Origin of the sequence: Shewanella donghaensis (assembly GCF_007567505.1) — a bacterium.
Classification (GTDB): Bacteria; Pseudomonadota; Gammaproteobacteria; order Enterobacterales; family Shewanellaceae; genus Shewanella; species Shewanella donghaensis.
Map to the genome: position 1 here is coordinate 1,764,075 of NZ_CP041783.1, position 13,299 is coordinate 1,777,373.

Genomic DNA, 13,299 nt, shown 5'->3' on the forward strand with positions numbered 1-13,299 from the left:
TCAGCCTGCATCATTGCTAAATAAAGCTTTTGCTTCATTTACATCATTCAAAATTTGTTTTTTTAACGCATCCAATGATTCGAACGGATGTTCATCACGGATTTTAGCCACTAATTCAACTTCAACTCTTTTAGTGTACAAGTCACCAGAAAAATCAAATAAGTGCACTTCTAACTGGCAAATTTGCCCATCTACCGTTGGCCTAAAACCAACGTTGGCAACGCCTTCATAAATATCACTACCATCCCAGTACATTTTTACCGCAAAAACACCTCTTACTGGTGACACTTTACGTTTTAATGCAATGTTCGCAGTAGGGAAACCAATGGTTCGTCCTATTTTTTGCCCATGAGCGACTTTTCCTGTTAATAACACAGGGTGCCCAAGCAGCCTTCTTGCTTGCTCTAGATTACCTAAAGCTAATTGTTCTCTAACAGCAGTGGAGCTTACTCTGGTTGAACCTAAGATGAAGCTTTGAGTACTAACCACAGTAAAACCAAACTTTTTACCTGCTTCAACCAACATCTTAAATGTGCCAGTTCTATTCTTGCCGAAACAAAAATCATCGCCCACCACCAAGTATTTGACGCCCAATTTATTGACCAGTAAATCTTCAATAAATTGTTCCGCGGGTTGATTAGCAAAACGAGTATTAAAATTAGCACACAGAAGACGATCAATATTGAGCTCTTCTAGTAAACTAATTTTATCTCTTAATAAGCTAATTCTTGCTGGGGCATCTTGTTGGCGAAATAACTCTTGCGGCTGTGGTTCAAACGTCATAACTACAGCAGGTAGCTGAAAATGTTTAGCTTTATTAACTAAATTATTAATCACTTGCGCATGACCACGATGCACACCATCAAAGTTACCAATAGTGAGCACGCATCCATGATGCGAAGGTAATATATTGTGTATACCGCGAATTAGTTCCATTACGCCAAACAACTGCTACTGTAAATCGGCTGATTATATACTAGATAGAATGGATAATCAGCATTCATGATTGACGTTTCATTTTCCAAGGTTTTAGTCCCATCACGATTAGGCTCAATAAATAACCACTTGCTCCTAAAACAATCAGTTCTGAAAGGTTATAAACTTTTGCCATCATGCTCATATCCAGCCACGCAGTTTGTTCAGGTAGTAAATAAAGCAATATCAAAACCATCACTGCTGTGGCAATTGTCACCTTAATGAAAAAGGTTACCGTGGCTCGATTAACTCGGTACACACCAGCTAAATGTAAACCGCGGTATAACAATCCAGCATTAAGAAAAGCTGACATAGAGGTGGCGATAGCAAGCCCTACATAGCCAAAGGGAATCGCAAAAATAATATTAAATACCATATTACTGACCATAGCGATAATGCCGTACTTAACAGGTGTTTTAGTGTCTTGTCGGGAATAGTAACCGGGCGCTAACACTTTGATCATCATGAAGCTGAGCAAGCCACAACCGTAAGCAACTAAACTATAAGAGGCCATTTCCACATCAGAAAATGTAAATGCTCCCCGCATAAACAATACCATTAGCATAGGTTGAGCAAGAATAATGAGCCCCAGCATAGCGGGCATACCCAGTAATAGAATGGCCCTTACCCCCCAATCCATGGTGTCGCTAAAGCCACTGCCTTTATCATCAATGTGCTTTCTGGATAAAGCAGGCAAAATCACCGTTGCAATGGCAATACCAAATAAACCTAATGGAAATTCAAGCAAGCGATCAGAGTAATACAGCCAACTAATAGATCCTGTCATTAAAAACGATGCAATGAATGTATCGAACAATAAATTAATTTGTGAGACTGACACGCCAAATAATGCTGGGATCATCAAGGTTCTAATTTTGACCACACCGCTATGATTCCAGCCCCATGAAGGTTTAACTAAGGCATTTTCACGTAATAAAAAAGGAATTTGAAACAAAAATTGCACTAAACCACCAAAAAACACCCCTAAAGCGAGTGCTATTTCGGGTTGTTCCATATTAGGAGCAAAGACTAGCGCTGCAATAATAATGGTGATATTGAGAAATACCGGCGTGAAAGCAGAAACGGCAAATTTCCCACGGGTATTTAAAATGGAGCCCGCTAATGCCGTTAATGTAATAAACCACAGATAGGGAAAAGTAATTTTTAACATCAATGAAGCAAGCTCAAATTTGGCTCCGTCAGGGCCACCATTTAACCAGTCATAAAACCAGCCACCTGCAAATAACGCAGCAAGAAGAGGAGAGCCGATAACACCAATTAAGGTAACGACACTAACAATGCCGCCTAAAGTACCAGCAACCTTACCGAGCAACTCTCGCGTTTCTTCCGGGGTATGCTTTTGCTGATATTCAGTTAATACGGGGACAAAGGCCTGCGCAAAAGCACCTTCAGCAAACAATCGGCGTAAGAAGTTAGGTATTTTATTAGCAAAAATGAACACATCGGCACTGCTACCCGCTCCCATTAGGTTTGCAATTACAACATCTCTAATCAGGCCAAGTACACGAGAAACCAATGTCATGACACTGACTATGGCACCTGATTTTAGTAACTTTTTACTCAAACGTCGCTCCAAAGCTGCACATTAGCGTTTTAAATAACTCTGCTATATCTCAAATTTTCAATTCTAATGCTGTCTATGGGCTATAAGAACTGATAGAATTGCGCCACATCTTACACGAATGAGGTTGAAGATAACCAAGCAAGGTATTTTATTTGTCTTTTTGACGAGTTTTTTACCATATTCATTGACAAAATGAATAAAAGCAGGCATATTCCTCGCCCTCAAAGTATTAAACCCAGTTTTAGGAGTTGCACCTTGGCTAATAGCAAGTCTGCAAAGAAGCGCGCGCTTCAGTCTGAAAAACGTCGTCAGCATAACGCTAGTCGTCGTTCAATGTTACGTACATACGTTAAAAGAGTTATCGTTGCTATCCAGAGCGGTGATCATAAAGCGGCTACGGAAGCATTCGCAGCAGCACAACCAATTGTTGATCGTTTGGCAGCAAAAGGCATTATTCACAAGAATAAAGCTGCTCGTCAAAAGGCACGCATAAACGCAAAAATCAAAGCACTAGCTGCTTAATTTTAGTGATTTATATTTTAAAAAACCGACTTAGGTCGGTTTTTTTATGTCTAAAATTTATAGCGCAGCGATAGAACCATCCCTTACGTTAACTCTTCCCCATCGATTTACCCATTTCTAGACATAAAAAAACGCCTTAACAATATCCCAGCATACTAAATTAGCAGCAAGATGATTATTAAGGCGCCTCAGGAATTATCTTAATTACCATTAATGGCAATATAAATTATCCAACACTTTTATTAACTCTTTAACTTCATCACTTTTCAGTGAGTAAAAAACCGTTTGAGCTTCTTTACGTGTACAAACGAGGTTATCTTTTCTTAGCCAAGCTAAATGCTGCGAAAGTGCAGATTGGCTTAAACCAAGTTTTTTATTCATCTCGCCTACACACATCTCGCCTTCATTAAGCAAATGGCACAAAATAAACAAACGACGTTCATTTGCCAGTGCTTTCAGCATAACGACAGCATGATCTGCACGCTGCTGCATCAGTTCTATATTCATCACTCGCCTGTTTCTCCTAAGTCATCTCCCAAGCTAATATAGCCTTCCCTAACAAATGGGGCAGCGACATGAAGCACACTTTTTGGTAGATTGTTTTTAAAAATGAGACTTAGCTAATAAAAATGAAGGAAACTCATGAAAAACTATAATAAACAAATTTTTGCTGGGATGCTTTTAGCCACTATTTCAGGTTGTCAAAATCAACCAAATGACACGCAAGTAACACAAACCGAATTATCATCAAACGACATTATTAGCCAAAAACTTGTAAATCAAGCCTTATCCTCAACTCTTGGCTATGACATTGTCGAGTCTTTAACCGTTGAAGTCGGTCCTCGATTAGCTGGTTCAGAAAAAGATTTGATTGCTGTTGAATGGGCAATGAGCAAACTTAACAGCTTAGGCTTTGATAAAGTTTATAAAGAGTCTGTACAAGTTCCTGCATGGTCAAGAGGACACGCTAAAGCTTCAATTATTTCACCATTTGAGCAACCTCTGGTTATTTCAGCTCTTGGTGGCAGTGTCGCAACCCCTGAGTCAGGTATACAAGCCACTATAATTCGCTTTGATACTCTTGCTGCTCTACAAGCTGCAGATCCTGCGTTAGTAAAAGGTAAGATTGCCTTCATTGACCATAAGACAGAAAGACACATTAGCGGTAAAGGTTACGGTCAGTCTGTTGGCGGACGCTCACGCGGTGCAGTCGCAGCAGCAGAGAAAGGGGCTGTTGCAGTCGTTATTCGATCAATAGGAACCGATCATGACCGTATGGCGCATACTGGAATGATGCGTTACAAAGATGGAATAAAAAAGATACCTGCTGCTGCGTTATCAGCACCTGATGCCGATATGATTAATTTAATGTTAAAAAGAGATAAGGACATTACTTTATCGCTTAATCTATCGTCAAAGAATTTAGGTGTCGCAACTTCATATAATGTTATTGCTGAAGTCACTGGCAGTAGTAAGCCTGATGAAGTGGTACTTATCGGTGCTCACCTTGATTCTTGGGATGAAGGCACTGGCGCAATAGATGACGGCGCAGGTGTTGGCATTGTTACTGCTGCCGCAAAACTGATTCAAGACCTTCCTCAAAAACCAGCAAGAACAATAAGAGTTGTACTATATGCAGCAGAAGAAGTTGGTATAGTCGGGGCAAAATCTTATGCGAAGCAACATGCTGATGAGTTAGGGCTGCATTACATTGCTGCTGAGTCAGACTTTGGTGCAGGCGAAATTTATCAAATTGATTTTAACGTGAACCCGAATGTATTTGAGCAAGTTAAAACAGAACACAGCTCGATGACCATCAATGGGGTTACGTTAGGTAACAATAAAGCCACAGGTGGTCCTGACGTGTCTATGATGCCTTCATTGGGCGTGCCAGTTGCTTCACTTAGACAAGATGGTACTGATTACTTTGATTATCACCACACCCCTAACGACACTTTAGATAAAATCGACCCTACCGCGTTAGCTCAAAATGTCGCTGCTTATGCTCAATTTGCATACATCATGGCGCAATCCGAACTCAATTTACGCCCTTTAGCAAAAAAGACTGATAAGCAATAACCTACCAGCCTTTTATCGCAAAAAAGCAGTTAAGGAGTTCAAACCTTAGCTGCTTTTTTATTAAGTATTTTTTACCAGTTACATGTAACTGAAACTTGTAGTGGTTACTTAATTTGCTCTTCTCTTAAAAATACCGGTGCTGCTGGTGTCGATAAGTCTTCACTATAATAGTACCCATCCAAATCAAACTTCTGCACAGCTGCTAATGATTTAACATCGTTCTGAATAATATAACGTGCCATTAAACCACGGGCTCTTTTAGCGTAAAAGCTAATCACCTTATATTGGCCATTTTTATAATCTTTAAACACTGGGGTAATTAAGTTCGCTTTTAACAATTTTGGTTTTACCGCTTTAAAGTATTCATTTGAAGCTAAGTTAATCACAATATCGTTTGCTTGTTCAGCGACAGCTAGGTTGATTTCATTCGTGACAGTTTCGCCCCAAAATGCGTAAAGGTTTTTTCCAGCTGAATTAGCTAAACTTGTGCCCATCTCTAATCGATAAGCTTGCATTAAGTCTAATGGTTTTAGTAATCCATACAAACCTGACAAAATGCGTAAATGTTTTTGCGCTTTATTAATTTCTTTGTCAGACATTGAGTCTGCATCAAGACCCGTATAAACATCGCCTCTAAAAGCAAACATAGCTTGTTTGGCATTATCTAAATTAAAGTCTGACTGCCACTCAGCAAATCTTGCCGCATTCAAACCAGCAATTTTATCACTCACTTTCATCAACGATGCTATGTCCATCGGCGTCAATTCACGACAAACATCAATAAGCTTTTGACTATGATCAAGTAGGGTCGACTGAGTAAACGACTTGGTCTTAGCCGGCGTTTCAAAATCAAGAGTTTTGGCAGGAGAAACTAATACTAACATGGCTAATTATCCTATTTTATACTGTGAATGCTATTTCAATGCCTCATATCATACTGAGCTGCATAAAAAAAACCATGCAATTACTGCATGGTTTTTTAGATTGTACTAAATGCTTTTTAAGATTGTACTAATATTGTCTAAAATATTAACAAGCATTCAAATTCATTTGAGCATTACTTTTCAGCTTTGGCTTGCTTACCAACCCAAATTCCACCTTCAAGTTGCCCTTCAAGTTCTGGGAACTTAGATGGGTCAAAAACAGGTTCTTCACCTGCTTTAACTTGCTGGCGATAATCATTAATCACTCTAACCGCTAAACCAGATAAAAGCAGCAATGCAACCATATTAACAAGAGCCATTAAGCCCATAGAAACATCAGCTAAATTCCAAACAATATTGATTTTAGCCATCGCGCCAAACATCACCATTCCTAGAACGACTAAGCGGAAAATAGGCAGTGCAGCTTTCTTATTACCAGAAAGGAACATCACGTTAGTTTCTGCATATGAGTAGTTGGCAATAATTGATGTAAAACAGAATAACAATATTGCAAAGGCAATGAATGCACCGCCCCAATCGCCGACATGTGAATTTAAAGCATTAATCGTCATCGCTACGCCATCACCACTTCCAGCAGCATCACCCGAAAGCAAAATAATTGCCGCAGTAGCAGTACAAATAACGATAGTGTCAAAGAATACACCCATCATTTGTATGTAACCTTGTGATGCAGGATGATTAGGGTTAGGTGAAGCACTTGCTGCGATGTTCGCTGCACTACCCATACCCGCTTCGTTTGAGAATAAGCCACGAGCAATACCTGCTTGCATAGCCTGAGCAATACTATATGCCACAGCGCCACCAGCAGCTTCATGCCAGCCAAATGCACTATTAATTACCAGCATAAATACTGCAGGTAATTCTTCTAAGTTCATCAGCACAACCACTAACGCAATAGCGATATAAGCTAATGCCATTACTGGTACAACAATTTCTGATACACGAGCTACCTTTTTAAGGCCGCCCATAATAACAACACCACTTAAAATGGTGATAATAATGGCGACATAAATAGGATCAAAATCAAATACTGCAGTCATTGCTCCGGCAATGGTATTTGCTTGTACCGCATTGAATACTAAGCCGAAACATATGATCAATAAGATAGAGAATAATATTCCCATCCATTTTTGACCTAAACCCTTCTCCATATAATAAGCAGGACCGCCGCGGTATTGGCCATCATCATCTTTCACTTTGTAGACTTGAGCAAGGGTGGACTCAATCATGGCTGTTGCCATACCCAATACTGCAATGGCCCACATCCAGAATACTGCGCCAGGACCGGCCATGCCGATAGCGACGGCAACACCGGCCATGTTACCAGCGCCGACTCGAGCAGCCATACTAGTACAAAAAACTTGAAAAGAGGATAGACCATGCTTGCCCGGGCGACGGCTAATTGATAACAATTTTAAACCATGTCCGAATTGTGTTAATTGAATAAACCCAAGACGAATAGTGAAAAAGATACCTGCGCCAACAAGTCCATATACCAACAACTTGCCCCACAGTAAGTTGTTCATAAAATCTACGATCGTTTCTAACATTACCATTTGCTTAATCTATTCCTTGGAATAACTTTATTTTGTAGAAAATATGTCTGAGCAAATCAGTTGTTTCAGACAAAATAAAATTATCGAATTATTATAATTGACCCATCAAAATTTCATTAGGCAGCTTGAAGCGGTCTAAAAGATATAGTTGAAATATGGTGAGCGAATATATTAGTTAATTATTATATTAGTAGTATTCAAGTTAACTTTACTGACTTTACTGACTTTAGCCATTAAAGCCTAGCAAACTTTGTGATGCTTTTTTACTTTGCAAACACACTCGAATTTTTTTTCGGACAAAAAACTAGCATAGAACAACTTCAAACACGGGTGATATAGATCACACTTCCTTAAACTCAGACCTTATCCTCTATCTCAAATAACAACCTACAGCCCCTAAACCTTATAGCTATTAACAGAATTCCAACCTTGAACCATCTTTATCATTAAAATATTTAATAAAAAAGTTAGACAAAGAACACATTATTGCAACCAAATTGAGAATACAGTGTTCTCATTAAGAATTAAATCAATCTTATCTTTCATAATGAGGTCACCATGACACAGCAAAATGAAATCACTGCTCTTAAAAAATATGTTAGAGCAACTAACTTTCTCGCTACCTCGCAAATCTACCTTAAGCAGAATGTCCTGTTCAAAAGAGAGCTACAGCATAAAGACATCAAACCTCGGCTATTAGGCCACTGGGGAACCTGTCCAGGTATTAATTTTGTTTACGCCAATGTTAATCGCTTAATCGTTAAACACGAAAGAGAGTTCATTTATTTAGTCGGTCCAGGACATGGCTTCCCTGCTGTTCAGGCAAACCTTTTTGTTGAAGGTTCTTTAAGCCACTTCTATCCAGAGACAATTCCATATAATGAGTCAGGTATTGAAGATATCTGTAAAAAATTCTCTGCTGCATATGGTTACCCATCACACGCTAACCCAGAAGCACCCGGTCAAATTCTGGAAGGTGGTGAATTAGGTTATTCATTATCTGTAGCCTGGGGCGCAGTTCTTGATAATCCAAACTTAATTGCTGCCTGTTTAGTTGGTGACGGTGAATCAGAAACAGGTCCATTGGCTGCATCATGGTATGCCAACCGTCTTGTTGATCCAGCAACCAACGGTGCTGTACTGCCAATTGTTCATATCAATGGCTATAAAATTTCTGGGCCCACTCGTATGGGCCGAATGAGCCATGAAGAGTTAGACCTTGAGTTTCGCGGTTTAGGCTATCACCCAATCATTGTTGATGATCAACAAGAAGAAGATGTCTTTATCCAAATGAAAGAGGCCATGGATCTGTCTTACGAGATGATCAATGATATTCAAAAACGTGCTCGCCATGGCGAAGATGTTTGTAAGCCTCGCTGGCCTGTCATTCTGATGCGTACAGCTAAAGGTTGGACCGGTACTTCTGAGTTTGGCGGTAAAAAACTTGAAGGCAACTGCGAATCTCACCAGGTTATTGTCAATAAATGTGCAACCGATGCGGGTCATCTAAAAGCACTTAATGATTGGTTAGCCAGTTACAAATTCGATGAGCTTTGTAGCATTAATGCTGCAGGTGAAATTACTTTTGATGAAGAAATTCAATCTTTACTGCCACCGAAACATTTATGCTGTGGTCGTCAACACTTAAGCTACGGCGGTGAAGTAGTTCGTGCCCTTTCGCAGCCAGACCTTAAAAAATTAAGTTATGGACCAGAAACACCACGGGGTACACGCGGCGTTTCAATGTACAAAATGGGTGAATGGATGCGTGATGCATTCAAATTAAATAGAGATCAACGTAACCTACGTATCTTTAGCCCTGATGAAACATACTCAAATCAGCTCCAAGCGGTATTCGAAGAAACAGATCGCGCTTGGCAATGGCCGATTGAAAGCTGGGATCAAGATATGGCTCGCGATGGTCGTGTTATTGAACTGCTGTCGGAAAACCTTCTCTTCGGAATGATGCACGGTTACACAGTAACAGGCCGTCATGCCATGTTCCCTACATATGAAGCTTTCTCACAAGTAGTTTCATCAATGGCTGATCAGTACTGTAAGTACGTTTATGCCAGCCAAGGGGTTCATTTCCGTAAACCAGTGCCTTCTTGCAACGTTGTTCTGTCTTCTTTATTAGAACGTCAGGACCACAATGGTTACTCGCATCAAAACCCTTCATTCTTAGGCGCCATGCTAGAGAAGCATCCAGATATCATTTCTGCCTATTTACCTGCAGATGGCAATAGCACACTGACTTATACAGAACGCGCCTATGAAGATCGCGATAAGCTCAATATTTTAGTGGCAGGTAAAAAAGATTTACCTCAATGGCTATCACTTGATGAAGCACGTAAACAAACTAAAGATGGCGTGATGGTTTGGGATTTTGCCTCTGATGACAACCCTGATGTGGTACTTGCTGGTTGTGGCGATTATGTCACCCAGGAATGTATGGCATCTTTAGTACTCATCAGAGAACTACTGCCAAGAGTTCGCATTCGTTTCGTCAGCGTAACTGAACTTAATAGCAACGGCTTAGGTAGTCGTAAATTCCAAAATAAACCTTGGTTGATGGATGAGATATTCACCGAAGATAAAGGCGTAGTATTTAATTACCATGGCTACCCAAATACCATCAAGAAATTGGTATTTGACTATAAAGGTAGTAAACGATTCCGTATTAAAGGTTATGAGGAAGAAGGTTCTACAACGACGCCATTTGATATGGGCGTTCGAAATGGGACTTCCCGTTATCACCTAGTGATTGATATGGCTTACAAGTTATTCCAACAAGGTGTTATCGACGAAACTCAACATGTTGAAATAACAACTAACATGCTACAACGATTAGTTGAGCATCGTAACTATATTAAAGCTAACGGTGTTGACCCTGAAGAGATTGAAAACTGGGTTTGGACGCGTTGATAGAGTCCTAAACTCTATGACTTTTATAATGTTATCCACTAAAAAAGCGCCTTAGGGCGCTTTTTTTATGTTTACTCATTAATACAATCAACCACGTTAATCGTGGCAACAAAATCAACATACCCACCACCTTTAATTACAATTGCAGAGCGAATTTAAATAAGTTTTATCAAATGAATATAAAATTAATCCTTTTGGCTATGGAAAACCGCTGAAAATACAACGATAATTAGCCTGCTGGCTATAATATAATAGGAACACCGCATAAGTGTCGGCAACACATGTAGCAAACAACTGCTTAACATTTGTTTTGGTGAAGTAAAATAACAATGGACTATATATGATGAAGAACACGTTAAAAGTAGTATTACTCACCTCAATGTTACCTTTTGCAGCGGTGGCTGAACAAGAGTTAACCCCTTGGTATGTCGGTGGTGGATTAGGTATTAATAACTATGAACCTAACTGTGACCTAAAAACAATGAAAGTATGTGGTGAAGACGATCCTTATGCATGGGATGTTTTTGGTGGATACTTATTTAATGACTATTTTGGTGTTGAGTTAGGTTATAGAGACTTGGGACGCGCTGAATGGACTGATTACAGCGACAAACGTAACGATGTCGGCGCTAGAGGCATGGCTTTAGGTTTAGTTGGTTTTTATCCGTTTGCTGAAAAGTGGAGTTTATCTGCAGAAGCCGGTGCAATGAACTATCTATTATCTAACAAAAAAAATTATAATACTGAATACTACAGTGACAGTGGTATTGCACCGTATGTTGGCGTTGGTGTTGGTTATAACTTTACCGAAAACTTAAAATTACAAGCTAAGTATCGTCGCTATGAAAACCTTGATGACGATGCATACGATACGCTTTCAATGGAAAGTAACTACTGGGGCTTAGAATTAAGCTACCGCTTTGGTGAAACTAAACCTGCACCAGTTGTTGTCGCAGCTGCACCAATTGATTCAGATAACGATGGCGTTACTGATGATATGGATATGTGTCCGGATACACCATCAACTCATAAAGTTGATGAAAAAGGCTGTACTCTTTATGAGGACTCACCTGTGTCTTCTCGTTTAGAAGGAGTACTGTTTGATAATGATTCTGCAGATTTGAAAGCTGAGTCACATGATCGTCTATTAAAAGCAGTTAAGTACCTTAAAGATAACCCACACACAACTGTAGTTATCGAAGGCCATGCATCAAACGTAGGTAATGCTGATTATAATATGGCGTTATCAGAGCGTAGAGCTCAAACGATTGTTGATACCTTAGTGCAAGATTACGGTATTGATGCAAATAGACTTGAAGCTGTTGGTTACGGTGTAACTCGCCCAATCATTGAAGGTAGTTCAGCTGAAGCTAACAAACAGAACCGTCGTATTGATGCTGTTGTTAGTGGTGCAGAAACTCGCCCTGTACTAAAATAAACTAAACAGTCATACAAACTTGTTAAAGTCGCTGCTTGCAGCGACTTTTTGCTTTTAAAAGTTTACCGACAGAAATATTCAAAGCTTGAAAGCAAAGGAGTGTTAACCCTCCAAATGAGTAAGTTAACAACTTTTCCCAACTAAATATCAAATAAATCAGACATTAAATAACACCTTTTACAGATTATCGGTTCATTTTTCGTTTTTTATTGTAATTTTTTTACATAATCTGTTGGAAAATACAGTAAAATCGCTTCTAATAACCGCATTGAACAAAATAACTTTGTTACTGAGAGGGAAATTTCCATGGCGAACACGTTAGCTCAACTGAAAGCATTAACCACTATCGTCGCTGATACCGGCGACATTGAAGCAATTAAGCGCTACCAACCAGAAGATGCAACCACAAACCCTTCTCTAATTCTTAAAGCAGCACAAATCCCTGAGTATGCTCCACTCATTGATGACGCTATCGCTTGGGCAAAAGTACAGTCGAATAATGTCGCCCAACAAATTGAAGATGCTGGTGATAAATTAGCCGTAAATATCGGCGTAGAAATTCTTAAAATCGTCCCAGGCCGTATCTCTACAGAAGTAGATGCGAGACTTTCATTTGATAAAGAAGGGTCGATTGAAAAAGCACACAAATTAATTAAGTTATATAAAGACGCTGGTATTGATAAATCACGTATTCTGATTAAGTTAGCTTCTACATGGGAAGGTATCTGTGCCGCTAAAGTACTAGAACAAGAAGGCATTAACTGTAACCTAACGCTGTTATTCAGTTTTGCTCAAGCTAGAGCATGTGCTGAAGCGGGTGTTTACCTTATTTCACCTTTTGTTGGTCGTATTTTAGATTGGTACAAAAAAGATACTGGTCTTGATTACACCGCTGTAACCGATCCTGGTGTAGTTTCTGTAACCGACATCTATAACTACTATAAGCTTCATGGCTATAACACAGTAGTCATGGGCGCAAGTTTCCGTAATACCGGTGAAATTATCGAGTTAGCAGGTTGTGATCGTCTAACGATTGGCCCAGCACTATTAGAAGAGCTAGCCAATAGTGATGCTGTTATTACACAAAAACTTAAACCAGCAACTTCATCAGCGCCTGCACCAACGCCATTAACTGAAGCGCAATTTCGTTGGGAGTATAACCAAGACCCAATGGCAGTTGATAAGCTGGCTGAAGGAATTCGTAATTTCGCCATTGACCAAGGTAAACTTGAGGTCATGTTAAACGCAAAACTAAGCTAATCAACGGAGTGATTT

10 protein-coding genes are annotated in these 13,299 nt (G+C 39.6%); 5 read left to right on the forward strand and 5 right to left on the reverse strand.

Annotation, left to right across the window (positions count from 1 at the left end; all coding sequences use genetic code 11):
- The gene (gene ribF / locus FPK91_RS07530) at positions 1–936 is read right to left on the reverse strand and encodes a bifunctional riboflavin kinase/FAD synthetase (protein ID WP_144210096.1); all 936 of its coding nucleotides are present in this window, start codon (positions 934–936) and stop codon (positions 1–3) included.
- A gap of 64 nt (positions 937–1,000) precedes the next feature.
- Positions 1,001–2,560, reverse strand: a complete 1,560-nt coding sequence (murJ, locus tag FPK91_RS07535; RefSeq protein WP_144210098.1) for a murein biosynthesis integral membrane protein MurJ — start codon at positions 2,558–2,560, stop codon at positions 1,001–1,003.
- A gap of 255 nt (positions 2,561–2,815) precedes the next feature.
- On the opposite strand from murJ, the gene rpsT reads away from it, so the two are divergent.
- Entirely contained in the window at positions 2,816–3,082 is a 267-nt protein-coding gene (rpsT, locus tag FPK91_RS07540) for a 30S ribosomal protein S20 (RefSeq protein ID WP_144210100.1), read from the forward strand.
- Positions 3,083–3,292: 210 nt separating this feature from the next.
- Here the strand turns inward: rpsT and FPK91_RS07545 are convergent, their stop codons facing one another.
- Complete coding sequence (locus FPK91_RS07545) at positions 3,293–3,589, reverse strand: ArsR/SmtB family transcription factor (RefSeq protein WP_144210102.1); 297 nt, start codon at positions 3,587–3,589, stop codon at positions 3,293–3,295.
- 135 nt (positions 3,590–3,724) lie between these two features.
- Between FPK91_RS07545 and FPK91_RS07550 the strand changes: the two genes are divergently transcribed.
- Positions 3,725–5,161: a M20/M25/M40 family metallo-hydrolase gene (locus FPK91_RS07550; protein ID WP_144210104.1), complete on the forward strand. Its 1,437-nt coding sequence runs from the start codon at positions 3,725–3,727 to the stop codon at positions 5,159–5,161.
- A 104-nt stretch (positions 5,162–5,265) separates the two neighbouring features.
- Here FPK91_RS07550 and yaaA read toward each other — a convergent pair whose 3' ends face one another.
- Entirely contained in the window at positions 5,266–6,045 is a 780-nt protein-coding gene (gene yaaA / locus FPK91_RS07555) for a peroxide stress protein YaaA (protein WP_144210106.1), read from the reverse strand.
- Between the two features lie 173 nt (positions 6,046–6,218).
- Entirely contained in the window at positions 6,219–7,655 is a 1,437-nt protein-coding gene (locus tag FPK91_RS07560) for an alanine/glycine:cation symporter family protein (RefSeq protein WP_144210108.1), read from the reverse strand.
- A 564-nt stretch (positions 7,656–8,219) separates the two neighbouring features.
- Here FPK91_RS07560 and FPK91_RS07565 point away from each other — a divergent pair.
- From FPK91_RS07565 to tal, 3 genes are all read left to right on the forward strand, one after another.
- Entirely contained in the window at positions 8,220–10,586 is a 2,367-nt protein-coding gene (locus tag FPK91_RS07565; protein WP_144210110.1) for a phosphoketolase family protein, read from the forward strand.
- A 340-nt stretch (positions 10,587–10,926) separates the two neighbouring features.
- Complete coding sequence (locus FPK91_RS07570) at positions 10,927–12,024, forward strand: OmpA family protein (protein WP_144210112.1); 1,098 nt, start codon at positions 10,927–10,929, stop codon at positions 12,022–12,024.
- Positions 12,025–12,330: 306 nt separating this feature from the next.
- The gene (gene tal / locus FPK91_RS07575; protein ID WP_144210114.1) at positions 12,331–13,284 is read left to right on the forward strand and encodes a transaldolase; all 954 of its coding nucleotides are present in this window, start codon (positions 12,331–12,333) and stop codon (positions 13,282–13,284) included.
- Positions 13,285–13,299: the final 15 nt, after the last annotated feature.

What these genes read in the sequence shown, in the direction of transcription:
- FPK91_RS07560 (WP_144210108.1), bottom strand. Translation starts at nt 7,655, where the DNA reads ATGTTAGAAACGATCGTAGATTTTATGAACAACTTACTGTGGGGCAAG.
- FPK91_RS07545 (WP_144210102.1), bottom strand. Translation starts at nt 3,589, where the DNA reads ATGAATATAGAACTGATGCAGCAGCGTGCAGATCATGCTGTCGTTATG.
- yaaA (WP_144210106.1), bottom strand. Translation starts at nt 6,045, where the DNA reads ATGTTAGTATTAGTTTCTCCTGCCAAAACTCTTGATTTTGAAACGCCG.
- tal (WP_144210114.1), top strand. Translation starts at nt 12,331, where the DNA reads ATGGCGAACACGTTAGCTCAACTGAAAGCATTAACCACTATCGTCGCT.
- ribF (WP_144210096.1), bottom strand. Translation starts at nt 936, where the DNA reads ATGGAACTAATTCGCGGTATACACAATATATTACCTTCGCATCATGGA.
- FPK91_RS07565 (WP_144210110.1), top strand. Translation starts at nt 8,220, where the DNA reads ATGACACAGCAAAATGAAATCACTGCTCTTAAAAAATATGTTAGAGCA.
- FPK91_RS07570 (WP_144210112.1), top strand. Translation starts at nt 10,927, where the DNA reads ATGATGAAGAACACGTTAAAAGTAGTATTACTCACCTCAATGTTACCT.
- FPK91_RS07550 (WP_144210104.1), top strand. Translation starts at nt 3,725, where the DNA reads ATGAAAAACTATAATAAACAAATTTTTGCTGGGATGCTTTTAGCCACT.